The 23,100-nt window shown below is 54.3% G+C and carries 25 protein-coding genes and 1 tRNA gene; 7 read left to right on the plus strand and 19 right to left on the minus strand.

From position 1 onward, the window contains the following. The gene (yejF, locus tag OGX83_RS16210) at positions 1–1,590 is read left to right on the plus strand and encodes a microcin C ABC transporter ATP-binding protein YejF (protein ID WP_153687476.1); all 1,590 of its coding nucleotides are present in this window, start codon (positions 1–3) and stop codon (positions 1,588–1,590) included. A gap of 3 nt (positions 1,591–1,593) precedes the next feature. Here yejF and OGX83_RS16215 read toward each other — a convergent pair whose 3' ends face one another. From OGX83_RS16215 to rsuA, 3 genes are all read right to left on the minus strand, one after another. Next, entirely contained in the window at positions 1,594–1,938 is a 345-nt protein-coding gene (locus OGX83_RS16215; protein ID WP_085951589.1) for a YejG family protein, read from the minus strand. 333 nt (positions 1,939–2,271) lie between these two features. Further along, a complete protein-coding gene (locus tag OGX83_RS16220) occupies positions 2,272–3,462 on the minus strand; it encodes a Bcr/CflA family multidrug efflux MFS transporter (RefSeq protein WP_003834584.1) in 1,191 nt (396 codons plus the stop codon). A 15-nt stretch (positions 3,463–3,477) separates the two neighbouring features. Beyond that, positions 3,478–4,185 carry a 16S rRNA pseudouridine(516) synthase RsuA gene (rsuA, locus tag OGX83_RS16225; RefSeq protein WP_008785291.1) on the minus strand — a complete coding sequence of 236 codons (708 nt, stop codon included), beginning with the start codon at positions 4,183–4,185 and terminating at the stop codon, positions 3,478–3,480. 151 nt (positions 4,186–4,336) lie between these two features. On the opposite strand from rsuA, the gene radD reads away from it, so the two are divergent. Both radD and rplY read left to right on the plus strand, forming a co-directional pair. Next, positions 4,337–6,097 carry a DNA repair helicase RadD gene (gene radD, locus OGX83_RS16230; protein ID WP_286588567.1) on the plus strand — a complete coding sequence of 587 codons (1,761 nt, stop codon included), beginning with the start codon at positions 4,337–4,339 and terminating at the stop codon, positions 6,095–6,097. A gap of 124 nt (positions 6,098–6,221) precedes the next feature. Beyond that, positions 6,222–6,506, plus strand: a complete 285-nt coding sequence (rplY, locus tag OGX83_RS16235) for a 50S ribosomal protein L25 (protein ID WP_003027502.1) — start codon at positions 6,222–6,224, stop codon at positions 6,504–6,506. Between the two features lie 120 nt (positions 6,507–6,626). Here the strand turns inward: rplY and yejK are convergent, their stop codons facing one another. After that, on the minus strand, positions 6,627–7,634 hold the full coding sequence (yejK, locus tag OGX83_RS16240; RefSeq protein WP_286588569.1) for a nucleoid-associated protein YejK: 1,008 nt from the start codon (positions 7,632–7,634) through the stop codon (positions 6,627–6,629). A gap of 134 nt (positions 7,635–7,768) precedes the next feature. Here yejK and OGX83_RS16245 point away from each other — a divergent pair, with 134 nt between their 5' ends. From OGX83_RS16245 to narP, 4 genes are all read left to right on the plus strand, one after another. Next, on the plus strand, positions 7,769–7,996 hold the full coding sequence (locus tag OGX83_RS16245) for a YejL family protein (RefSeq protein ID WP_003027506.1): 228 nt from the start codon (positions 7,769–7,771) through the stop codon (positions 7,994–7,996). 31 nt (positions 7,997–8,027) lie between these two features. Next, on the plus strand, positions 8,028–9,788 hold the full coding sequence (yejM, locus tag OGX83_RS16250) for an LPS biosynthesis-modulating metalloenzyme YejM (RefSeq protein WP_057066518.1): 1,761 nt from the start codon (positions 8,028–8,030) through the stop codon (positions 9,786–9,788). A 74-nt stretch (positions 9,789–9,862) separates the two neighbouring features. Then, positions 9,863–9,939, plus strand: a tRNA-Pro gene (locus OGX83_RS16255). 209 nt (positions 9,940–10,148) lie between these two features. Next, positions 10,149–10,796 carry a nitrate/nitrite response regulator protein NarP gene (gene narP / locus OGX83_RS16260; protein WP_003834605.1) on the plus strand — a complete coding sequence of 216 codons (648 nt, stop codon included), beginning with the start codon at positions 10,149–10,151 and terminating at the stop codon, positions 10,794–10,796. A 96-nt stretch (positions 10,797–10,892) separates the two neighbouring features. Here the strand turns inward: narP and OGX83_RS16265 are convergent, their stop codons facing one another. From OGX83_RS16265 to napF, 15 genes are all read right to left on the minus strand, one after another. After that, positions 10,893–11,942, minus strand: coding sequence for a cytochrome c-type biogenesis protein CcmH (locus tag OGX83_RS16265; RefSeq protein ID WP_032944027.1), 1,050 nt, complete (start codon positions 11,940–11,942; stop codon positions 10,893–10,895). After that, a complete protein-coding gene (dsbE, locus tag OGX83_RS16270; RefSeq protein ID WP_003834613.1) occupies positions 11,939–12,496 on the minus strand; it encodes a thiol:disulfide interchange protein DsbE in 558 nt (185 codons plus the stop codon). Before dsbE ends, OGX83_RS16265 begins: the two co-directional genes overlap by 4 nt. After that, the gene (locus tag OGX83_RS16275) at positions 12,493–14,448 is read right to left on the minus strand and encodes a heme lyase CcmF/NrfE family subunit (protein WP_048224655.1); all 1,956 of its coding nucleotides are present in this window, start codon (positions 14,446–14,448) and stop codon (positions 12,493–12,495) included. The genes dsbE and OGX83_RS16275 overlap by 4 nt, the downstream gene beginning before the upstream one ends. Continuing rightward, positions 14,445–14,924: a cytochrome c maturation protein CcmE gene (ccmE, locus tag OGX83_RS16280; protein WP_003834619.1), complete on the minus strand. Its 480-nt coding sequence runs from the start codon at positions 14,922–14,924 to the stop codon at positions 14,445–14,447. The genes OGX83_RS16275 and ccmE overlap by 4 nt, the downstream gene beginning before the upstream one ends. After that, positions 14,921–15,133 (minus strand): heme exporter protein CcmD, encoded by a 213-nt coding sequence (gene ccmD, locus OGX83_RS16285; protein ID WP_020996676.1) that lies wholly within the window; start codon positions 15,131–15,133, stop codon positions 14,921–14,923. Before ccmD ends, ccmE begins: the two co-directional genes overlap by 4 nt. Further along, complete coding sequence (locus OGX83_RS16290; RefSeq protein WP_003027538.1) at positions 15,130–15,867, minus strand: heme ABC transporter permease; 738 nt, start codon at positions 15,865–15,867, stop codon at positions 15,130–15,132. Before OGX83_RS16290 ends, ccmD begins: the two co-directional genes overlap by 4 nt. Positions 15,868–15,943: 76 nt before the next feature. Then, the gene (ccmB, locus tag OGX83_RS16295) at positions 15,944–16,603 is read right to left on the minus strand and encodes a heme exporter protein CcmB (protein WP_003027542.1); all 660 of its coding nucleotides are present in this window, start codon (positions 16,601–16,603) and stop codon (positions 15,944–15,946) included. Next, a complete protein-coding gene (gene ccmA / locus OGX83_RS16300) occupies positions 16,600–17,220 on the minus strand; it encodes a cytochrome c biogenesis heme-transporting ATPase CcmA (RefSeq protein WP_008785298.1) in 621 nt (206 codons plus the stop codon). Before ccmA ends, ccmB begins: the two co-directional genes overlap by 4 nt. Positions 17,221–17,240: 20 nt before the next feature. After that, positions 17,241–17,843, minus strand: coding sequence for a cytochrome c-type protein NapC (gene napC, locus OGX83_RS16305; RefSeq protein WP_003027548.1), 603 nt, complete (start codon positions 17,841–17,843; stop codon positions 17,241–17,243). Positions 17,844–17,852: 9 nt separating this feature from the next. Next, positions 17,853–18,302, minus strand: coding sequence for a nitrate reductase cytochrome c-type subunit (gene napB / locus OGX83_RS16310; protein WP_048215889.1), 450 nt, complete (start codon positions 18,300–18,302; stop codon positions 17,853–17,855). Continuing rightward, positions 18,299–19,162 carry a quinol dehydrogenase ferredoxin subunit NapH gene (gene napH, locus OGX83_RS16315; protein WP_003027552.1) on the minus strand — a complete coding sequence of 288 codons (864 nt, stop codon included), beginning with the start codon at positions 19,160–19,162 and terminating at the stop codon, positions 18,299–18,301. The genes napB and napH overlap by 4 nt, the downstream gene beginning before the upstream one ends. Next, a complete protein-coding gene (gene napG / locus OGX83_RS16320) occupies positions 19,149–19,844 on the minus strand; it encodes a ferredoxin-type protein NapG (RefSeq protein WP_003834629.1) in 696 nt (231 codons plus the stop codon). The genes napH and napG overlap by 14 nt, the downstream gene beginning before the upstream one ends. Before the next feature lie 6 nt (positions 19,845–19,850). Next, positions 19,851–22,337, minus strand: coding sequence for a nitrate reductase catalytic subunit NapA (gene napA, locus OGX83_RS16325; RefSeq protein ID WP_286588571.1), 2,487 nt, complete (start codon positions 22,335–22,337; stop codon positions 19,851–19,853). Next, positions 22,334–22,597 carry a chaperone NapD gene (napD, locus tag OGX83_RS16330; protein WP_003027560.1) on the minus strand — a complete coding sequence of 88 codons (264 nt, stop codon included), beginning with the start codon at positions 22,595–22,597 and terminating at the stop codon, positions 22,334–22,336. Before napD ends, napA begins: the two co-directional genes overlap by 4 nt. Then, the gene (napF, locus tag OGX83_RS16335) at positions 22,587–23,078 is read right to left on the minus strand and encodes a ferredoxin-type protein NapF (protein WP_057066516.1); all 492 of its coding nucleotides are present in this window, start codon (positions 23,076–23,078) and stop codon (positions 22,587–22,589) included. The genes napD and napF overlap by 11 nt, the downstream gene beginning before the upstream one ends. Positions 23,079–23,100: the final 22 nt, after the last annotated feature.

Here is a 23,100-nt window from a genome sequence, read left to right on the forward strand (position 1 = left end):
ATGACACAACCTCTGTTAGCCATTGAGAATTTATCGGTAGGTTTTCGTCAACAAGAGACCGTGCGCACCGTAGTCAATGCCCTCTCACTACGGGTTGATGCCGGACAAACGCTGGCGCTGGTGGGCGAGTCTGGATCGGGGAAAAGCGTGACCGCGCTTTCTATCCTACGGTTGTTACCGTGCCCTCCGGTAGTTTACCCTTCCGGGGACATCCGTTTTCATGGTGAATCATTACTTCACGCCAACGAGCAGACACTTCGCGGCGTACGGGGGAATAAAATCGCCATGATTTTCCAGGAGCCGATGGTGTCACTGAACCCGCTCCACAATCTGGAAAAACAGCTTTATGAAGTGCTGTCGCTGCATAGGGGAATGCGTCGGGAGGCGGCGCGGGCAGAAATCCTGACCTGCCTGGATCGCGTTGGCATCCGTCAGGCGGCCAAACGTCTCGCAGATTACCCACACCAACTGTCCGGCGGTGAACGCCAGCGTGTGATGATCGCCATGGCACTGCTGACACGACCTGAGCTGCTTATTGCTGATGAACCGACTACCGCGCTGGACGTTTCCGTCCAGGCACAGATCCTGCAATTGCTGAGGGAACTACAGCGCGAGCTGAACATGGGATTACTGTTCATCACCCACAACCTGAGTATTGTGAAAAAACTGGCCGATACCGTGGCGGTCATGCAAAACGGCCAGTGCGTTGAGCAAAATAGAGCAGCACAGTTGCTCACTGCGCCAACGCATCCCTACACGAAGAAATTGTTAAACAGCGAACCTTCCGGCGACCCGGTACCTTTGCCTGTCGGGCAAGCTCCGTTGCTGGAAGTGGAAAAACTCCGCGTCGCCTTTCCTATCCGCAAAGGTATCCTGAAACGCGTGGTGGACCACAACGTCGTCGTTAACGACGTCAGTTTTTCCCTCCGGCCCGGTGAAACGCTGGGGCTGGTTGGAGAGTCAGGCTCCGGAAAAAGCACTACCGGACTGGCGCTTCTGCGGTTAATCACCTCGCAGGGAAGCATTGTGTTCGATGGTCTGGCACTGCATACCTTAAATCGACGCCAGCTGTTGCCGGTCCGTCACCGTATTCAGGTGGTATTTCAGGATCCCAACTCCTCGCTGAACCCACGCCTGAGCGTGCTACAGATTATCGAGGAGGGGTTGCGCGTTCATCAGCCTACCCTGTCAGCCGAACAACGCGAGGCACAGGTGAAAGCGGTAATGGCGGAAGTGGGATTGGATAGCGAAACGCGACATCGTTATCCTGCGGAGTTTTCTGGCGGACAACGCCAACGCATTGCTATTGCGAGAGCATTGATTCTCAAACCTTCCCTGATCATTCTGGATGAACCAACATCGTCGCTCGACAGGACCGTACAGGCGCAAATCCTGACGTTGTTAAAATCCTTACAGGAAAAGCATCGGCTGGCTTATATTTTTATCAGCCATGATTTGCACGTAGTACGCGCATTATGCCATCAGGTTATTGTGCTACGTCAGGGAGAGGTCGTGGAGCAAGGGCAATGCGAGCACGTCTTTAACGCACCACAGCAGGCCTATACGCGTCAGCTGCTCGCGCTAAGCTGACGCTCAAAAAGGATTGTTGTTTGAAAACGGTTCTGCGATAGCCACGCCGAAGTTTTTCAGTCTGCAGGTCGCGGCAAATTCGTCCTGGCGATTCACAAACAGGCACGGCTCCCCTTCACATTCCAGTACGGAACAAGGAACCTCGATATCACTGAGGGCCTGGCTGAGCTTATGCATGACTGACCACGCGCTGTCACCATCAGGACTGAGCAATTTGAGTGCCACCAGGCTGTTCTCATTACTCTGACCGTTTTGCGGAATCGGTTCAACTTTCGAACCTGCGAAACCCACCGACCAACGATAGCTCTGCGGCAGACGATGAACGATTGAGAGTTGTAATGTCATCACTTTCTTTCCCTGGAAGCACAATCACTTCACAATTATTTTACATCAATATTAACACATCATTGACAATACGTCTTTAGACAGTTGGTAAACGTTTACATCCAGTACTTATGCTGCTTACAGAACCCAGTAATTAAATTTATTCAACGGTTCTGGCATATTTCCGGGCTATATGTACTCGTTTCTGCGATCTAACTCAACCTTTTTAACTACAATGATGTGACTTTTTACATAAATTGATTTTACATAAAATAAACATAAGCGGGGGAAATGATAGATTTGCGGTTGATGTACATCAACTCTGGAGACCTTATGGCCCCCAGGTTGTGTAATAGATCACCGTTTTTGAGCGCGACTGGCGTAAAGATAGAAGAGAATTGAGCAGGTAGCGCAAAATGCGATCGACCATATCATTGGCCAGGCCGAGTTAAAGGTCGCCAGAGACAACAGGGCCCCGACAATGGCGCCAATGCCAAAGCGGAATGTCCCAGCCAGCGATGACGCCGTTCCCGCCATATGCGGAAATTCATCCAGAATAACCGCCATGGCGTTTGATGACACCATCGATACACAGCCAACAAACGCCGCAACGCCAACGACCAGAGCCCAGAACCCCAGCCCAAACAGTGCGCTAAAGACCATCCATCCCGCCATCACGAACTGGATCCACAGACCGGTACGGAACATATTCAATGCCCCAACCCGACGCACAAAGCGACTGTTGATGATAGTCATCACGAACAGGAATACGATGTTCAGTGCGAAGTAATAACCGAAATGCTGCGGTGAAACGTGGTTGATCTCAATGTAAACAAAGGGTCCGGCGCTCAGAAACGAGAACATCCCGGCAAAGCTGAACCCACTGGCCAGCATATAGCTCAGCACTCGTTTATGACGAAACAGCGAGGCAAAGTTGCCAATAGTGGTACGCAGGCGAAACGGCTGGCGACGCTCTACAGGCAGGGTCTCTTTGATCAGCGTAAAGATCATCACCGACGCCAGAACAGCCGCCATGGCGAGGATCCAAAAGATATAGTGCCAGCTAAGCCATACCAGCACCCAACCACCCACGATAGGTGCCAACAAGGGCGCAATTGTCGTGACCAGCATGACGAATGACATCATGCGTGAGAACTCTTCCTTCGGATAGATATCGCGCATCAGGGCGTTGATAACCACGCTCGCCGCCGCGGCAGCCAGACCGTGGAAGAAACGCATCACGATCAGTTGATCAATAGTTTGCGCCAGTGCGCAGGCCACTGCCGCCGCCGCAAACACCAGCGTTCCGCCCAGAATCACCGGCTTGCGCCCAATGCTGTCAGCCATTGGGCCATAGAGCAACTGCCCCACTGCAAACCCCAGAATATAGGTACTGAGGGTCATCTGCGCGCTACCCGCAGGCACACCAAACTGTTCTGAGATAACAGGTAGCGCCGGAAGATACATATCAATCGACAACGGCATCAGCATGGCTAACAAGCCAAGGATAAAGACTATGGCAATTGACGAGTTCTGCCGGGTGGTCACATTTAGCTCCTGAAATTAACGCGGGGTTAAGTTAACGCTGGCGATTTCTTCTTCGGTCAATGGACGGTATTCACCCGGCTCCAGATCGTCATCAAGCCTGATGTCACCAATTCGTTCACGGTGCAGTTCCACAACGTGGTTACCCACCGCGGCAAACATACGTTTTACCTGATGATAACGCCCTTCGCTGATGGTCAATCGCACCTGAGTTGGCGTAATGACCTCCAGAACAGCCGGTTTGGTCAGGTCTTTTTCATTATGCAACTGTACGCCATGGGCAAACTGCTCGGCGGTATCGTCTGCCACTGGCGACTCCAGCGTCACCAGATAGGTTTTCTCACAATGGTGACGAGGAGAGGTGATACGATGCGACCACTGTCCGTCATCGGTCATCAGTACCAGTCCGGTGGTGTCGATATCCAGACGCCCTGCCGCATGCAGTTTGTAGGCAACCGGTTCATCAAGGAAATAGAGCACCGTCGGATGATCCGGGTCATCCGTTGAGCAAACATAACCCTGAGGCTTATTCAGCATAAAATAGCGCGGGCCATTTTGTTGAACCAGGGAATTACCGTCATATTCGACGTCGTGTTCTGGTAGCAGCTTAAAGGCACTGTTTTTAACGATTTCACCGTCGACGGTAACGCGGTTAGCACGGATCTCACGCCCGGCAATAGCGCGGCTGACGCCGAGTTGCTGAGCGATAAATTTATCAAGTCGCATGAGTGTGATTTTTGCCTGTAAAAATACGAGAAGCGGGTTTACGCCCGAAAAGTGGGACTATTATCCGCCCAGTATAGCGGTGTTACACCATCCCTCAAGGGAAATGATTCATGGCATACTATACATTGTTGCTGTTTACCTTAATGAGCTCATGATTTTTACTCTTCGCCCGTACCAAAAAGAAGCCGTGGACGCCACGCTCAACCATTTTCGCCACCACCGCACCCCGGCGGTTATCGTCCTGCCAACCGGCGCGGGCAAAAGTCTGGTGATTGCTGAACTGGCCCGCGTGGCACGTGGTCGCGTACTGGTACTGGCGCACGTCAAAGAACTGGTCGCACAAAACCATGCCAAATATTGTGCGCTGGGGCTGGAAGCCGATATTTTTGCCGCAGGCCTGAAGCGTAAAGAGAGCCACGGGAAAGTAGTCTTTGGCAGCGTACAGTCGGTAGCGCGTAATCTGGACGCCTTTCAGGGTGAATTCTCACTGCTGATCGTCGATGAATGCCACCGTATTGGCGATGATGAAGAGAGTCAGTATCAGCAAATCCTCACTCACCTGACTAAAGTAAATCCCCACTTACGTCTGCTCGGGCTTACCGCCACACCTTTTCGTTTGGGTAAGGGCTGGATTTATCATTTTCATTATCATGGTATGGTGCGCGGCGATGAAAAAGCGCTGTTTCGCGACTGCATTTATGAATTACCGCTGCGCTACATGATTAAACACGGCTACCTGACGCCGCCAGAACGCCTCGACATGCCGGTCGTGCAGTATGACTTTAGTCGCCTGCAGGCGCAGAGTAACGGCCTGTTTAGCGAAGCAGATCTGAATCAGGAGCTGAAAAAGCAGCAACGAATAACGCCGCATATCATCAGCCAGATTGTCGAGTTTGCCCAAACCCGCAAAGGGGTGATGATTTTCGCCGCCACCGTTGAGCACGCCAAAGAAATTCTGGGCCTGCTGCCCGCTGACGACGCCGCGCTAATCACTGGGGATACGCCAGGCGCTGAGCGCGACGTGCTGATTGAAGAGTTCAAAGCCCAGCGCTTTCGCTATCTGGTGAATGTGTCGGTCCTGACCACCGGCTTTGATGCCCCGCACGTTGACCTTATCGCCATTCTGCGCCCGACGGAATCAGTTAGCCTTTACCAACAAATTGTCGGTCGTGGGTTGCGCCTTGCACCGGGTAAAACCGACTGTCTGATCCTCGATTATGCCGGCAACCCGCACGATCTGTACGCACCGGAAGTGGGTGCACCGAAAGGGAAAAGCGACAACGTTCCGGTACAGGTGTTTTGTCCTGCCTGCGGATTTGCAAACACCTTCTGGGGCAAAATCACGGCAGACGGCACGCTGATTGAACATTTTGGCCGCCGCTGCCAGGGATGGTTTGAAGATGATGACGGCCATCGCGAACAGTGCGATTTTCGTTTCCGTTTTAAAAACTGTCCACAGTGCAACGCGGAAAATGACATTGCTGCCCGCCGTTGTCGGGAGTGCGACACGGTGCTGGTTGACCCGGATGACATGCTGAAAGCCGCGCTCAGGCTCAAAGATGCGCTGGTCCTGCGCTGCAGCGGTATGGTATTACAAAACGGGCAGGATGATAAAGGCGAATGGCTGAAAATCACCTATTACGATGAAGACGGCGCTGACGTCAGCGAACGCTTTCGCCTGCACACTCCCGCGCAGCGTACGGCCTTCGAACAACTGTTTATTCGCCCGCACACCCGAACACCCGGTATACCCTTACGCTGGATAACCGCCGCCGATATCCTCAATCAGCAGGCGTTGTTACGGCATCCTGATTTCGTGGTGGCGCGCATGAAAGGTCAGTACTGGCAGGTCCGTGAAAAGGTCTTCGATTATGAAGGACGCTTTCGTCGGGCACATGAATTACGCGGTTAATCGTACTTTTGATTGATGTACCAGCCGTTTGAGTATAGAATCTCGCCCGCTTTTGCATACGCAAAGCAGATCACTTACCTGTTGCTGGGTCGCCTGTAGCAGGAATTATTAAAGAGAGATTTAAATGTTTACTATCAACGCTGAAGTACGTAAAGAGCAGGGTAAGGGTGCGAGCCGCCGCCTGCGTGCCGCTAACAAGTTCCCGGCTATCATCTACGGTGGCGCAGAAGCCCCGATTGCTATCGAACTGGATCACGATGCAGTTATGAACATGCAAGCTAAAGCTGAATTCTACAGCGAAGTTCTGACCATCGTTGTTGACGGTAAAGAAGTTAAAGTTAAAGCTCAGGCTGTACAGCGTCACCCGTTCAAGCCGAAGCTGTCCCACATCGACTTCGTTCGCGCGTAATCGCAAACAAGTTGAAGAAAAACCCCGCCAAGGCGGGGTTTTTTTATGGGATTTTGTCATCGATACTGATGGTTCTCGTCGACCGGATAAGGCGTTAACGCTCTCACCCGGCACACGGTTTTATTTCCCGCCAGACGTGCGGCGCTGCAGCTGGTCGCGCAGGTTCGGCGGCGTACCTTTGATGGTCAAGGTGTCCGTCGCCGGATCCCAGAAAATACGTTCACCCAGTAACATAGCGTCGAAGTTAATGGTTAACCCACCGCCGCTGCCTGCAAATTTGGTTAACTGACGCAGCGTACTGCGATCCGCAGGGAAGCTCTCTTCCAGCTCGTAGCCTTTATCAGCGGTAAATTCGCTGAAGCTGACTTCACTGACGCCGGAAAGCTCTTTAGACAGCGACTCCAGCTCGATCTCTTCACCAGCCTGCAGCTGCTCGTTACAGTAGCTGTACACCTGCTGACGCACGTTCTGGCGTTCGGCTTTATCGAGTTGCGCCTCGGCAGTAAAGTCATCGACCGCCTGCAGCAGGCCACGGTTTTGCGCTTTGGCGTTCAGACCTTCGCTGGCACCGAGGAAATCCATAAAGAAATCGGCGACTTTACGCCCGACTCGCCCTTTCAGGAACGTCAGATAGCGCGTGGACTCCGGATTGGTTTCCCACTCGGTTAAATCAATACGCGCCACGATGTCCGCATGATTGATATCCAGATAGTGCGTCGGGTTGATATCCAGATTTTCATTGACGCGCATGCTGCTTAAATTGTTCAGCACGGCGACCAGCAGATACTCTACCGCCAGATAGCGGTAATGGCAGAACAGGACAATACCGCCGTCGGCAAAAGGATATTTCGCCAGCTCGTCCCGCAAGCGTCCGGTCGCGGCACGACTAAATGCCAGAAAATCCTCTTCACCCTGACGCTGTAAATGCAGCGTTTGCGCCAGTTCACTCTCTTCGCTAAACAGGCCATAGGCTTTATTCTTGGCGCTATACACCCGATGCAACTCAGCCATCATATCGACAACCGTCGCTGTCGGTTCCAGTAATGAATCGCGCAAGACCAGCTCAAGGTTCTGCTCGTCACGTTTGATAAGCTGGTGCAGGGCAATCTGGTTGATATCCAGACTCATGATAAACTCTCCTTTTAGACCGGGCGGTATTCAACCACCTGCCGGACAGTGACGCAATAGAAGATAAAAAAGCAGAAAAAAAACTGTCTGTACGGTAATATGTTGCCCTTTCATGAACAGACTGATTTCGATTTATGCCACAAATTTCCCGCTATAGTGACGAACACGTTGAACAACTGCTGAATGAGATGCTCAACGTACTGGAAAAACATAAGGCGCCGACCGACCTTTCCCTGATGGTTCTGGGAAACATGGTGACTAACCTTATCAATACAAGCATCGCACCGGCCCAGCGCCAGGCGATTGCCAACTCTTTTGCCCGCGCATTGCAGTCTTCGGTAAACGACGACCAAGCGCATTAAGAGCCTGCTCCGGGGAAACGAACAACAGTTTATGGTAACTCATCGTCAGCGCTACCGTGAGAAAGTCTCCCAGATGGTTAGCTGGGGGCACTGGTTTGCCTTGTTCAACATTCTGTTGGCCATGGTTCTCGGTAGCCGTTACCTGTTTGTCGCCGACTGGCCGACAACCCTTGCAGGTCGTGTATATTCCTACCTGAGCGTTGTCGGGCATTTTAGCTTTCTGGTGTTTGCCACCTATCTGCTAATCCTGTTTCCCCTGACGTTTATCGTCATGTCCCAGAGGCTGATGCGATTCTTATCAGCTATTCTGGCGACGGCTGGCATGACGCTGTTGTTAATCGACAGCGAAGTTTTCACCCGCTTCCACCTGCACCTTAACCCGATAGTCTGGGAACTGGTCATTAATCCTGACCAGAACGAAGCGGCGCGTGACTGGCAACTGTTGTTTATCAGCGTGCCGGTTATCCTGCTAATAGAAATGTTGTTTGCGACCTGGAGCTGGCAAAAGCTGCGCAGCCTGACGCGTCGTCGCCATTTCGCCAAACCGTTAGCGGCATTCTTCTTTGTTTCTTTTATCGCCTCGCATGTGGTGTATATCTGGGCAGATGCCAATTTCTATCGCCCGATTACCATGCAACGCGCAAACCTGCCGCTCTCCTACCCGATGACGGCGCGTAAGTTTCTGGAAAAACATGGCCTGCTGGATGCGCAAGAGTATCAGCGTCGCCTGATCGAACAGGGTAATCCGGAAGCGGTTTCCGTGCAGTACCCGCTCAGCGAACTGCACTATCGCGATCTGGGTACCGGCCAGAACGTTCTGCTGATCACCGTAGACGGCCTGAACTACTCACGCTTTGAAAAACAGATGCCTGCGCTGGCTGAGTTCGCCGGGCAGAATATCTCCTTTACGCGTCACATGAGCTCAGGCAACACCACGGATAACGGGATCTTTGGCCTGTTCTATGGTGTATCGCCAAGCTACATGGACGGCATTTTGTCGACCCGAACGCCTGCGGCGCTGATCTCTGCACTGAACCAGCAAGGGTATCAGTTAGGACTATTCTCCTCGGATGGCTTTACCAGCCCGCTTTATCGCCAGGCGCTGCTGTCAGATTTCTCCATGCCGAGTGTGCAAACGCAATCAGACGAACAAACCGCAAGTCAATGGATTAACTGGCTGGGACGCTACGCGCAGGAAGATAATCGCTGGTTCTCCTGGGTCTCCTTTAACGGGACAAACCTTGATGACAGTAACCAGAAGAACTTTGCCAAACGCTACGCCAGCGCCGCTCAGGATGTGGATGCCAATATTAACCGTGTTCTTAGCGCCCTGCGCGACTCGGGTAAACTGGACAACACGGTGGTGATTATTACCGCTGGCCGCGGTGTGCCGCTGACTCAGGAAGAGAACAACTTTGCCTGGTCGCGCGGTCATCTGCAGGTTCCTCTGGTGATTCACTGGCCGGGAACACCTGCCCAGCGTATCAATAGCCTGACCGATCATACAGACCTGATGACGACGCTGATGCAGCGCCTGCTGCATGTCAGCACGCCGGCTAACGAATACTCGCAGGGGCAGGATTTGTTCAATGCTACACGTCGCCATTACTGGGTGACCGCCGCTGACGGCAGCACGATGGCAGTGACTACGCCAGAGATGACGCTGGTGCTGAACAACAACGGAAATTATCAGACCTATGATTTACGTGGCGAGAAAATAAAAGATCAGAAACCGCAGCTCAGCCTGCTGCTACAGGTTCTGACGGATGAGAAACGATTTATTGCTAACTGATTAATTATAAATCAGTTAGTGAGGCATCCTCTTGCATTCGTAGCGGAAAGCAGTAGTATTAGCAGCCATAGCGTCGGCACGTAGCGCAGCCTGGTAGCGCACCGTCATGGGGTGTCGGGGGTCGGAGGTTCAAATCCTCTCGTGCCGACCAAAAATCCCTAAAAAAACCAACCCTTGCGGTTGGTTTTTTTTATGTCTGCGATTCCGCATTCCTGAGTTTTACAGCAGCCTTCAGCACAGGTTTTGCTACTTACCCATGCACAAATTGGGGTAAAATTCATCCTCTCATCAGCGCGATGAATCTGGACGATTGATGCGCTGAAAACAATAATGATACTAATAAAAGCTCAGGAGAATAGTATGCCTGAAGTAACGCCTTTTCGGGTGCTGATTGTCGACGACCACCCACTCATGCGGCGGGGAATTAGTCAATTATTGCAACTGGATCCCGCATTTGACGTAGTCGCTGAAGCTGGCGACGGCGCAAGTGCTATCGATCTGGCAAACCGTCTGGACCTTGATGTGATCCTGCTGGATCTCAATATGAAAGGTATGAGCGGGCTGGACACCCTGAATGCGCTGCGTCGGGACGGCGTCACCGCGCAAATTATTATTCTTACCGTATCGGATGCCGCCAGCGATGTGTACGCCTTAATTGATGCCGGCGCGGATGGTTATTTACTGAAAGATAGCGATCCTGAAGTCTTGCTGGAAGCCATTCGTAACGGTGCCAAAGGTGGTAAAGCGTTTAGCGCTCGCGTTAGCGAATATCTGCGCGAACGTGACCTGTTTGGTGCGCAGGAAGATCCATTCAGCATTCTCACCGAACGCGAGCTGGATGTATTGCATGAACTTGCTCAGGGACTGTCGAACAAACAGATTGCATCAGTGCTGAATATTTCTGAACAGACGGTGAAGGTGCATATTCGCAACCTGCTGCGCAAACTCAATGTGCGTTCTCGCGTTGCTGCCACCATCCTGTTTTTGCAAACGCGCGGCATGCAGTAATCAATGAGATGCCGGATGACGACGCAGCAGCGTCTTATCCGGCCTACAAAGCTCGCACAGGCCCGAAAGCAGCACGCCTTCGGGTAATCTGGACTCTTACTTCTCCTGCGGCGTTAGCTGCTCCATCGCCTGCTTAATGCTGCGTTCTATCACCGCCCGACGGGTATCATTGGCCGGTAATAATTTCAGCATCATCTCCCACGCCGCAACCGCCTCGCCGAAGCGCTGCTGTTCAAAAGCGTTAAACGCGTACATGCTGAGAACCCGCACGTTGGCATGTTCACCGCGCACCAGCTGGCGTAACAGCTCCCCTCCCCTGCGATTATCGTCAGGATCGGATGAACGGGTCAGTGCTTCCGCATAACCCAGCGCCGCATCGCTGTTTTTAGGATCCAGTCGATAGGCATTGGCATAGGCTTCAGTGGCCGTACTGGCGTTACCGAGTACCATGCCAATACGCCCAAGCATGATCCAACCTTCAACGTTTGTAGGATCGGCTTGTAAACGCGTGCGCAGCCCCAGCGCCAGACGTGTCATATCTTCTTCATTGAGCGGGTCAGCTTTCGGATCCAACGCGCGTTCCAGCAGCGCCGGAGCCTGAGCGGTGGCCTGCTGCCAGACCTGAACCTGCTTATAGCTGCCGGTTTCATAATAGCTCACCGCGCCAACGATCAGCGCCACCACGATGCCGGGCACAAACAACCCAAATCCACCGCGCTTGCCATCCGGGATAACGTCGTCAGGAAACTCTTCAAGCTTCACCCGGACGCGTCGGCGAGTACGGGCAAAAATAATCCAGCCGCCCAAACCAATCGCTACCACCGGCATCACCCACAAAAGCACAGTAAGCGGCGTCAACGGCGGATCGTAAGTGACAAAGTTGCCGTAGCGCGCCACCATGTAGTCGACAATCTCTTTCTGGCTTTTCCCTTCCTGCATCAGTTCGTACACTTTCTGGCGCAGGTCAGTGGCAATCATTGAGTTAGAATCGGCGATACTGTTGTTCTGACATTTAGGACAGCGCAGCTGTTCGGTAAGCTGACGGAACTGCTGCTCCTGCGCTTCATCCTTAAACTGCATCACATCGATGGTCGCCAGCGCAGATCCCGAGATAACCAGCATCAGCAGGCCCAGTAAAAATCTCATTGCGCAGCCTCCTTACTGTACTTATCCCACAACGGTTTGATCTCGCTCTCCCACACCCTGGCATTCAAATCACCAGCATGGCGATAGCGAATAATACCTTTACCGTCGATCAGGAATGTTTCCGGCGCGCCGTACACGCCAAGATCCAGACCGAGCATACCGTCGCCGTCAAACAGGCTTAATGAGTAAGGATTTCCCAGCTCTTTCAGCCAGACAATGGCTTTCTGACGATCGTCTTTATAGTTCAGACCCACCACCCGCACGCCTTGCGCAGACAGCTGGTTCAGATACTGATGTTCGGCACGACAGGTCGGACACCAGGTCGCCCAGACGTTCAGCAGTACCGGTTTGCCTTGGGTCAGCACATCGGCCTGATAATGCTGACCCGGATTCTCCAGCGACTCCAGGCGGAATGTCGGAACGGGTTTGCCGATCAGCGCCGATTCCAGATTCGTGGGATCGTCTCCCTGAGCGTTACGCGCCAGCTGCCACAGCAGCGCCGCCGCAATGATCAGAAAAATAATAAACGGAATTAACAGTGCGTTGCGCTTCATACAGCCTCCGACGCATTTTTTTGCACCGCGGCGCGAGGACGCGCGCGCTGACGATAGCGTGGATCAAACAGGCAGAACAATCCGCCCAGCGCCATCAGCAATCCTCCGGCCCAAATCCAGCGAATAAACGGTTTGTAGTACAGACGCACAGCCCATGCGCCGTTATCCAGTTCTTCACCCAGCGCGGCGTACAGATCGCGCGTGAATCCGCCGTCAATTGCCGCTTCGGTCATCATCGAACTGGTGCTGTTATAGAAGCGTTTTTCCGCATGCAGCGTGGCTTCCGGTTTACCATCTCGGGTAACGCCAATAATGGCGACACCGCCCCGGTAGTTAGGTCCGGTAATATCTTTCACTTCGCGGAACGTGAACTGATAGTTATGGATACTGACGCTATCACCTGCTTTCATGCGCACATCGCGTTCAACGCTGTAGTTCTGGCTAAAGGCAATACCGACAATAGTTATCGCCAGCCCAACGTGGCCCGACACCATGCCCCAATAGCTTGGTGTTAATTTCGTTCCGCGGGAAACACGCAGGAATGCTTCGGACATCGCCAGCACGAATATCCAGCATGCCATCGCCAGCCCTACCACCGTCATAGCGGCAACTCGATCCTCAAACAGCCACGGCAGCAGCAGCGACAGAACAAGCGTGGTGACAAACGCGATAATCAGTAACGTTTTCAGTTTACGCGGTCGGTCACGGCCCCAGCGTACTAATGGCCCAATTCCCAGCAACAGCGCGAACGGCGCCATCAGCCAGGTAAACATGGTGTTGAAGAACGGTTCGCCAATCGAAATACTGCCCAGACCCAGTTGTTTGTGCACCAGCGGCAGCAGCGTGCCCAAGAGCACCACCAGCATGGCGGCAATCAGCAGAACGTTGTTGCCCAACAGCAGAGATTCACGCGACCACAGCGCGTTGTTCACCCGTGAGCGGACCTTGTGACCGCGCACCGCAAACAGCAGCAGGGAGCCGCCAATCACCAATACCATAAAGGCCAGAATAAACATCCCGCGCGACGGATCGGAGGCGAAGGCATGCACCGATACCAACACGCCGGAGCGCACCAGGAAAGTACCTAACAGGCAAAGCGAGAATGCGCAGATTGACAGCAGCAGCGTCCAGGCTTTAAAGCTGGCACGCTGTTCGGTTACCGACAGCGAGTGCATCAGCGCCGTTCCCACCAGCCATGGCATAAACGAGGCGTTCTCAACCGGATCCCAGAACCACCAGCCGCCCCAGCCCAGCTCGTAATAGGCCCAGGCCGAACCGAGTACAATACCCAGCGTCAGGAACACCCACGCCGCCAGCGTCCACGGACGCGAAAAACGGGCGAAGGTACTGTCCAGTCGTCCGCTCATCAGCGCGGCAATCGCAAACGCGAAGGCCACGGAGAAGCCGACATACCCCATGTACAGCAACGGCGGATGGAAAATCAGTCCCGGATCCTGCAACAGCGGGTTCAGGTCGCGCCCTTCAATAGGGAAGTTGGGCAACGTACGGGCAAACGGGTTGGAGGTAAACAGAATAAACAGCAGAAAGCCAACGCTTACCATCCCCATCACCGCCAGCACGCGAGCAACGATGTCCAGCGGCATTCGCTGGCTGAACGCCGCAACGGCGAACGTCCAGCCGCTCATCAGCAGCACCCATAGCAACAGCGAGCCTTCATGAGCCCCCCAGGTTGCTGCCACCCGATACCAGACCGGAAGCTGAGTATTGGAGTTGCTGGCAACGTAGGTGACGGTAAAGTCATTAACCACGAAGGCGTTGACCAGAATCAGGAACGCCCCCATCACGCAGATAAACAGAACCCAGGCAAAAGGCCGCGCGGAGGCCATCATTCGCACGTCGCCGCGCGCTACGCCCCACAGCGGATAGACCGACAGTAGTAACGCCACGCCGAGCGCAAGGCACAACAGCGCATTGCCAATTTCAGGCATCATGACGTTTTATCCTTATAAACACTTTCCGGGCGACGATGGTTTTCCTGCATCGCTTTTTCGACTTCCGGCGGGGTGTAATTCTCATCATGTTTGGCAAGAACCTCTTTGGCCTGCACATGATTTCCTTCGTCCAGTTCGCCCTGAACAACGACACCCTGCCCTTCGCGGAACAGATCCGGCAGAATGCCTTCGTAGGTGACATCCACCACACCTTCGGCGTCATAGATACTGAAATTCACCTTCAACGACTGCGGATCGCGCTTTACGCTACCGGGCATCACCATTCCGCCCACGCGCAGGCGCTGACCGACTTCGGGCATCTGCTGCGTTTCGCGCTTACCGTAGAGTATCTCTCCCGGCGTATAGAACAGGTCAATATTAGAACGCAGCGCATAAAGCACCAGCGTAATGGTCAACGCCAGACCCGCCAGTACCGCACAGGCTATCCATAACCGATTTTTACGTCGAATATTCACGCCGCCTCCCGTTGCACTTGCGCCGCACGCATACGCGCTTCTCTCGCCCGCTGCTGCGCCACACCGCGTAAAATTGCGCGATGTTGTAACGCGGAATGCAGTACCAGCACCACCAGCGGGATAACGCTCATCGCTACGGCAAGCCAGACATACAAGGCGTAGCCGCCCATCGCGAAAAAATCACTCCATGATGCAAATGCAGGGGTCATTGGCGGCCTCTTTTTAAGATCAGTTCGCTCACCCACGGGCGGCGTTTTTCCATCATCAAAATCAGGTTACGCATGCGCATCAGCGCCAGCGTGACAAACAGTAACAGGTAGCCGACGATCGCCAGACGCAGCGGCGTACGCATCGCCGGATCGATGCTTTGCTGCATGCGGGTAGAACCCTGATGCAGCGTATTCCACCACTCAACCGAATAGTGGATAATCGGTAAGTTGACCACGCCAATCAGCACCAGAATACCGGCGGCACGACCTGCCAGACGGCGGTCGTCAAAGGCATGCCACAGCGCAATGGCGCCCACGTAGAGAAACAGCAGCACCAGTTCAGAGGTGAGTCGGGCATCCCAGACCCACCAGGTTCCCCACATCGGTTTGCCCCATGCGGAGCCGGTCACCAGCGCAATAAAGGTAAACACTGCACCAATCGGCGCCATCGCAGCCAGCGCCAGATTGGCCATTTTCATCTGCCAGACCAGGCCGATAAACGCGGCAACAGCCATTGAGGCATAAATGCCCATCGACCAGATTGCCGCCGGAACGTGCAGATAAATAATGCGATAGCTCTGCCCCTGCTGATAATCCGCAGGCGCAAAACCAAAGCCCCAGACCCATCCCGTTATCAGTACCACCGCGCTGGCAATCGCCAGCCACGGGATAAACCAGCCACAGATCTGATAGAGCCGAGGGGGCATCGCCAATTGATGAAGTGTTTTCCACATAGTTCAGTCACCAGACTCCATAAATTAAAATCCGTTGTGCCAGAGCGCCTTGCCCGGCCTACACATCTAATTCTCGTTACTGCACGCTTATCCGTAACGCCGCGGCTGTGGCAAACGGGCTTAACGTGGCGCTGCCGACCAGCAACGCGCCCAGAATTGCCATGTACCCTTCAACCGGTAAGTGCATAGAAGCCGCATCCATCGCGGCGGTTGCAAAAATCAGTAAGGGTATGGTGAGTGGGAGCACCAGCACGCTTAGCAACACGCCGCCGCGCTTTAAGCCTACCGTCAACCCCACACCCGGCGCACCGAGGAAGCCCAGCGTCGGCGTTCCGAGTAACAACGTCAGCGCCATAATTTTCCAGCCGTACATATCCATGCCCAGCAGCAGCGCCACTAGCGGCGAGAGAATCAACAGCGGCAGGCCAGTCACGACCCAGTGCGCCATCACTTTCGCCAGCACCACGGCCGGTAGCGGTAACGGCAGCAGCATCAGTTGCTCAAGGCTGCCGTCCTGCAGATCATCACGAAACAGGCGTTCCAGCGCCAGCAATGACGCCAGCAGCGCCGCAACCCAAATGATGCCCGGCGCAATGCGCGCCAGTAGCTGCGGCTCCGGCCCAATGCTCAGGGGGAACAGCGTAATAACAATCAGGAAGAACCATAAAGGATTGGCGATTTCCGCACTATGACGAAACGCAACTCGCAGTTCTAAACGGAAGATTCGCCACATCATTGCGTTGCCCTCTCGCTGGTCAGCGCAATACGTCGCACTTTATCGGTTTCGACATTGAGCGGTTGGTGGGTGGTGAGAATAACAATACCGCCCTGCTCCGTATGCTGCGCCATACGCTGAGTCAGTCGCTCAACGCCGTTCACATCAATGGCGGTAAAGGGTTCATCGAGGATCCACAGCCGGGCGCGGGTCAGCCACAAACGGGCCAGCGCCACGCGCCGCTGTTGTCCGGCGGAGAGCTGGTTCACCGGAATATCTTCATATCCGGCAAGTCCCGCCTGCGCCAGCGCAGCCAGACACTGTGCAATGTCGCCGTCATGATGGAAGAAACGCAGGTTCTCCAACGCCGAAAGCCGGGTTTTTATCCCCGGCTGATGTCCGATCCACAGCAGTTGCTGATGGTAGCTGTCCCGCACGTGATGCAGCGGCTGCTCTTGCCAGCAAACCTCCCCTGCATCGGGACGCGCCAGCCCGGTAAGCAACCGCAGCAGAGTAGTTTTCCCTGCGCCGTTGCTGCCGGTAATTTGTACCCATTCCCCTGCGTTGACGCGAAATGACAGATTGCTGAACAGTATTCTGTCATCTCGCTCGCAAAGTAATTCTCTGGCTTCAAGCATACCTGGTTATCTACATCCTGTTAAAAGCCCGGTTTGACTTCGCGCATATCAGGCAGTTTGTGCGCTATCCCTTTATGACAGTCAATACAGGTTTGCCCGTCTTTCACGGCCTGGTCGTGCATTTTGGCCGCAACGCCTTTCTGGGCGGTTAAATCCATAAACTCGAAGTTGTGACAGTTTCGGCACTCTTGCGAATTATTATCTTTCATACGCCGCCACTCATTTTGCGCCATCGTCAGACGATGGTCTTCAAATTTCTGCGGTGTATCTATCAGCCCCAGTGCTTTCGCGTACAGCTCTTTACTGGCCTTGATCTTACGAATCATTTTCGGGCCCCACTCATGCGGGACGTGGCAATCAGGGCAAGTCGCTCGCACACCACTGCGGTTGTTGTAGTGTACGGTTTCCATGTATTCCTGGTATACCGTATTGCGCATTTCGTGACAGCTAATGCAGAACTCTTCTGTATTGGCCTTTTCCATACCGGTATTAAAGCCGCCCCAGAAAATAATGCCGCCCACAAAGCCGATTAACAACAGCGTGCCGAGCGCCAGACGGCTGGGGCGACGCCACCATTGCCAGACGCGCTTAATCCAGCCTGGTTTACGGTTAGAATTTTCCATAATGACCTCTTATTTCCCGTAACCTTTCGAGGGGGTGAAGGTATTTTCAACAATCGGCGCGGCGTCAGCCTGCGGAACGTGACATTGCAGGCAGAAATAACGACGCGGCGCAACTTCAGCCAATACCTTGCCGTCGCTGTCCATAAAGTGCGTCGGACTGATGCGCGGCGCACCGGTGGTGCGATAGCTTTCCACACCGTGGCATTGCAGGCAGCGGTTAGTGTTAGTCGTCACCTGATACCCTTCAACGCTATGCGGAATCATCGGCGGCTGATTCACATAGTTCAGCGGCATGCGCTCTTGCTCTTTCGGCATGCGAATCGCCCCTTCTTGTGTTCCTGAGACTTCCGGTGACTGGCTCAGATCCACTCCATTTGCAGCCCAAACGGCCCCACTGACGACCAGGGCAAGCAGGGCCGTCCATTGACACAGCGTCTTAATCAGGTCATGGCTTTTCATGATTTCGCTCCCGAACTCCATCGTGTTGTTATTGTAAAAACATCCTCAGAACAGACATCCACGCAGCGACCGCAGGCCATGCAATCGCGGCTGGTTACCTGCACCGGACTTTGCTCATCCAGCACCGGCGCACGTAGCACATGCGGTTCCGGGCAAACATGAAAACAATCCATACAGCGGTTACATCTGTTACGTTCTTTTGCCGAAACGGTTAATGCCCCTTTGCTTCCCACCACGCTATACAGCGCACCCAGTGGGCAAAGATGCCCGCACCAGCCATGCTCAACGACCAGTAAATCAAATAAAAACAGCGCGAGGATCAGCAGCGCTCCGCTACCGAATCCCATTACCAGGCTCCGTCCAAGCAGAGAGACTGGATTTATCCACTCCCACAACAGCGTACCGGTCAGGGCGGAACCGACCAGGATAACCACCAGCAGGACGTACCGTATATGGCGCGGCAGGGTTGCGGACTGATTCAGGTCAAACCTTCTGCGCAACCAACTGGCTAAATCGGTAACCGGGTTCATGGGACAAACCCAACTGCAAAACAGTCGCTTACCGGCCAGGGCATACAGCACCGTGATGATAGCTGCTCCCGTTAACGCCACCGTCGCCGGCAGATGCCCGCTGGCCAGGCTTTGCAGAGTAATCAGCGGATCGGTGAACGGGATAGCGTCCAGCAACAGGCTGCTACTGTAGTTGCCATGCAGGATCCATACGCCAAGCCACGGGCCGCTAAGGAACATCGCCAGTATCAGAAACTGACTCAAACGACGCAGCAGCAGCCAGCGATGACTCTTCCACCATCCTTTTTTTGCCTGCGCTTCACGCCCGGCATCACGTTTACGATTTGCCATTGTTCCCCTCCAGCCAACCGAAGCGGTAATGGTGTCCTAACTCCCCTTTCGCCAGCGACAGCGGCAGCACTTTTATTGCTGGCTGTTCCAGTACGCAGACTTTTTCGCATTTCCCACAGCCGGTACAGGCATCGCTGTGCACGGTCGGAATAAACCGCGCATGCTTGCCGGTACGCATATTGCGGTCCAGCTCCAGGGTGATCGCCTCATCAATTTTCGGGCACTCGCGATAGCAAACGTCGCACCGCAATCCCTGATAGTTGAGGCAGTTTTCGTGATCCAGCAGTACCGCCAGCCCCATACGCGAATCGTCAATGGATTCAATTTCCCTGTCCAACGCGCCGCTCGGGCAGACTTTGGCACACGGAATGTCCTCACACATTTCGCAGGGAATATCACGGGCGACAAAATATGGCGTACCGGCCGCCAGCCCGGAGGCCAGCGTTGCCAGCTTCAGCGTGTCATAGGGACATGCCTGAACGCACTGACCGCAACGTACGCAGGCGCTGGCGAATGCCTCCTCGCTCAGTGCACCAGGCGGGCGCAACCGCACGCCGGTTGCGCGTGCGGTTTGTTGTTGCAACCCCAGCGCCACGCCAACGACGGCCAGCCCGCCCGCTGCGCGAACCATATCGCGCAGAAAGCGGCGGCGGCCATTTTGGGGTTTTGCTGACCGGGACATAACGCGTTACACCTTCGCCAGTTTCACGGCGCACTTCTTGAAATCCGTCTCTTTGGAGAGCGGATCCGTCGCATCCAGCGTCAGGTTATTCACCAGCTGTGCGGCATCGAAGAACGGCATGTACACCAGCCCCTGCGGCGGACGGTTACGACCGCGTGTTTCAACAATCGAAATCACTTCGCCACGACGGGAAATCACTTTGACCTTATCGCCACGGCGCAGATCGCGTGCTTTTGCATCCAGCGGGTGGATAAACAGCACGGCTTCCGGGAATGCACGGTGTAGTTCAGGCACACGACGCGTCATACTGCCGGTATGCCAGTGTTCCAGCACACGTCCGGTAGACAGCCACAGGTCATATTCTTTATCCGGCGCTTCAGCAGCAGGCTCAAATGGCAGCGCGAAGATAACCGCTTTACCGTCCGGTTTACCGTAGAACTTGTAGCTTTCACCTGCTTTCACGTAAGGGTCGCTGCCTTCGCTGTAGCGCCACTGGGTCTCTTTACCCTCAACGACCGGCCAGCGTAAACCGCGCGCTTTGTGGTAATCGTCAAATGGCGCAAGATCGTGCCCGTGACCGCGGCCAAACCAGGCGTACTCTTCGAACAAGCCTTTTTGCAGATAGAAGCCCAGCTCGCGGGATTCATCGTTCAGTTGATCTTCAGCCAGTTCAGTCACTGGGAATTTCGTTACTGCTGGCGTAGCAAACAGCACGTCATACAGCGTTTTACCGCGCAGTTCCGGTTTTTGTGCCAGCAGCTCTTCCGGCCATACTTCTTCTGTTTTGAAGCGACGAGAGAACTGCACCAGTTGCCACAGATCCGATTTCGATTCGCCCGGCGCTTTAATTTGCTGACGCCAGAACTGTGTACGGCGTTCCGCGTTCCCGTAGGCGCCTTCTTTCTCTACCCACATCGCGGTCGGCAGGATCAGGTCAGCCGACAGGGCGCTGATCGTCGGGTACGGATCGGAGACGATGATGAAGTTACGCGGATCACGCCAGCCCGGCATACGCTCTTCGTTGATGTTCGGACCGGCCTGCATGTTGTTAGTACACATCGCCCAGTAGACATTGAGCTTGCCATCTTTCAGCGCGCGGTCTTGCGCCACGGCGTGCAGACCAACTTTTGCCGGAATGGTCCCTGACGGAATATTCCAGTGCTTCTCACAGATATCGCGGTGTTTTTCGTTCGTTACCACCATGTCCGCAGGCAGACGGTGGGAGAACGTACCGACTTCACGCGCGGTGCCGCAGGCTGAAGGCTGGCCGGTCAGAGAGAACGGGCCGCAGCCTGGCTGGGAGATTTTGCCAGTCAGCAAGTGCAGGTTATAGACCAGGTTGTTGGCCCACACGCCGCGGGTGTGCTGGTTAAAGCCCATCGTCCAGTAGGAAATAACTTTTTTCTTCGGATCGGCATACAGCTGCGCCAGCTGTTCCAGCTGATCTTTCGGTACGCCGGTCATTTCGGCGGTTTTATCCAGCGAGTACTCAGCAACGAAGGCTTTGTAATCCTCAAAGCTCATCGGTTCAGAAGCATCGGATCCCGGGTTTTTCGCCGCTTTTTCCAGCGGATGGGTTGGACGCAGACCGTAGCCGATGTCCGTCACGCCTTTACGCAGGTTAACGTGCTTGCTAAAGAAATCCTGGTTAATCGCATTGTTTTGAATGATGTAGTTCGCGATGTAGTTGAGGATCACCAGATCGGTTTGCGGCGTGAAGACCATACCGTTATCCGCCAGCTCAAAGCTGCGGTGCTGGAAGGTGGAGAGAACCGCGACGTTCACGTTAGGATCGGACAGACGACGGTTGGTGATGCGCGACCACAGGATCGGGTGCATCTCCGCCATATTCGCGCCCCACAGGACGAAGGCATCCGCATGTTCGATATCGTCATAGCAGCCCATCGGTTCATCCATACCGAAGGTACGCATAAAGCCGACTACCGCTGAGGCCATGCAGTGACGTGCGTTCGGGTCGATGTTATTGGAACGGAAACCCGCTTTAAACAATTTGGCAGCGGCATAACCTTCCCAAATCGTCCACTGGCCAGAGCCGAACATACCGATAGACTCAGGGCCTTTCTCTTTCATCGACGTTTTGAATTTCTCTTCCATCACGTCAAAGGCCTGGTCCCAGCTAATCGGGGTGAACTCGCCTTCTTTGTGATACTTGCCGTCTTTCATGCGCAGCATCGGCTGCGTTAAACGGTCTTTTCCGTACATGATTTTCGGCAGGAAGTAACCTTTGATGCAGTTGAGCCCACGGTTAACCGGCGCATCCGGATCGCCCTGGCATGCCACAACACGCCCTTGCTGCGTTCCGACCAATACGCCACAGCCCGTCCCGCAAAAACGGCACGGGGCTTTGTCCCATTTAATGGCTTCTTGCTGACCGACTACCGCGCGGGCAACGCCCGGCACGCTTAACCCGGCAGCCGCCGCAGCGGCCGCAACGGCGTTAGCTTTCATAAAGCTACGACGACTGAGTTTCATGGTGTTTCCTCACCTTGCTCATCCTGCTGGTGATAAACCAGCGACACCGCCAGTACGCCCGCAACGTTGCGTACTGACTCAATTGTTTTCATTAGCGTTTCACTTTGCTCAGCTTCCACCACCACAATCAACTGACCACTTTCCACATCGCTGAGTGCAACTTCACAACCGGGAAAGGAACGCAACTGCGTGGCGATATCGTTGATATGCTGGCTTTTGGCCTGAACGACCAGGCTGCAGACCTGCCAGTTATTGTCCATGGTTGTACTCCGCGTTAATGGCTGATACCGGGCAGATAGCGACACAGGCGCCACATCCGTTACAGTCCTGATTGTCGAGCTGCGGCTGATAAATGCCGGACAGCGTGGGACGAAAGATTATTGCCATGGGCTCACAGCTATCCTGACAGCGGTGACATTCAACGGACTGATGTGCGAGACAGTTTTCCCCAATCGTAAAATTCAGATCCCATGCCCTGGTGTGGCGCGGAAGAAAAAGTGATTCGGGACAGGCTTCTGCGCAGGCATAGCAAAAGCTGCACTCGCCGTGTTTGAAATTTACGCTCGGGTAACCACCCTGGCCTCGCTGCAGGATGTCGGTTTCGCACGCCTGGATGCAGGCGTCACAACGGAGGCAATGGGCAAGAAAGTGAGAGTCTTCCTTGCTCCACGGCGGACGGATCCCTGCGCTGGCGTTTCGCCAACTGCCTGTCAACATACCTCGACGGGATAAATCAACCATGACATTGTCCTTCCATAATGAC

The sequence above is a fragment of the Citrobacter sp. Cpo074 genome, from assembly GCF_030332745.1.
GTDB lineage: Bacteria > Pseudomonadota > Gammaproteobacteria > Enterobacterales > Enterobacteriaceae > Citrobacter > Citrobacter portucalensis.

Coding starts and splice junctions, on each gene's coding strand:
- yejF (WP_153687476.1), top strand. CDS start 1: ATGACACAACCTCTGTTAGCCATTGAGAATTTATCGGTAGGTTTTCGT.
- rsuA (WP_008785291.1), bottom strand. CDS start 4,185: ATGCGACTTGATAAATTTATCGCTCAGCAACTCGGCGTCAGCCGCGCT.
- radD (WP_286588567.1), top strand. CDS start 4,337: ATGATTTTTACTCTTCGCCCGTACCAAAAAGAAGCCGTGGACGCCACG.
- rplY (WP_003027502.1), top strand. CDS start 6,222: ATGTTTACTATCAACGCTGAAGTACGTAAAGAGCAGGGTAAGGGTGCG.
- yejK (WP_286588569.1), bottom strand. CDS start 7,634: ATGAGTCTGGATATCAACCAGATTGCCCTGCACCAGCTTATCAAACGT.
- OGX83_RS16245 (WP_003027506.1), top strand. CDS start 7,769: ATGCCACAAATTTCCCGCTATAGTGACGAACACGTTGAACAACTGCTG.
- yejM (WP_057066518.1), top strand. CDS start 8,028: ATGGTAACTCATCGTCAGCGCTACCGTGAGAAAGTCTCCCAGATGGTT.
- narP (WP_003834605.1), top strand. CDS start 10,149: ATGCCTGAAGTAACGCCTTTTCGGGTGCTGATTGTCGACGACCACCCA.
- OGX83_RS16265 (WP_032944027.1), bottom strand. CDS start 11,942: ATGAGATTTTTACTGGGCCTGCTGATGCTGGTTATCTCGGGATCTGCG.
- dsbE (WP_003834613.1), bottom strand. CDS start 12,496: ATGAAGCGCAACGCACTGTTAATTCCGTTTATTATTTTTCTGATCATT.
- OGX83_RS16275 (WP_048224655.1), bottom strand. CDS start 14,448: ATGATGCCTGAAATTGGCAATGCGCTGTTGTGCCTTGCGCTCGGCGTG.
- ccmD (WP_020996676.1), bottom strand. CDS start 15,133: ATGACCCCTGCATTTGCATCATGGAGTGATTTTTTCGCGATGGGCGGC.
- OGX83_RS16290 (WP_003027538.1), bottom strand. CDS start 15,867: ATGTGGAAAACACTTCATCAATTGGCGATGCCCCCTCGGCTCTATCAG.
- ccmB (WP_003027542.1), bottom strand. CDS start 16,603: ATGATGTGGCGAATCTTCCGTTTAGAACTGCGAGTTGCGTTTCGTCAT.
- ccmA (WP_008785298.1), bottom strand. CDS start 17,220: ATGCTTGAAGCCAGAGAATTACTTTGCGAGCGAGATGACAGAATACTG.
- napC (WP_003027548.1), bottom strand. CDS start 17,843: ATGGAAAATTCTAACCGTAAACCAGGCTGGATTAAGCGCGTCTGGCAA.
- napB (WP_048215889.1), bottom strand. CDS start 18,302: ATGAAAAGCCATGACCTGATTAAGACGCTGTGTCAATGGACGGCCCTG.
- napH (WP_003027552.1), bottom strand. CDS start 19,162: ATGGCAAATCGTAAACGTGATGCCGGGCGTGAAGCGCAGGCAAAAAAA.
- napG (WP_003834629.1), bottom strand. CDS start 19,844: ATGTCCCGGTCAGCAAAACCCCAAAATGGCCGCCGCCGCTTTCTGCGC.
- napA (WP_286588571.1), bottom strand. CDS start 22,337: ATGAAACTCAGTCGTCGTAGCTTTATGAAAGCTAACGCCGTTGCGGCC.
- napD (WP_003027560.1), bottom strand. CDS start 22,597: ATGGACAATAACTGGCAGGTCTGCAGCCTGGTCGTTCAGGCCAAAAGC.
- napF (WP_057066516.1), bottom strand. CDS start 23,078: ATGGTTGATTTATCCCGTCGAGGTATGTTGACAGGCAGTTGGCGAAAC.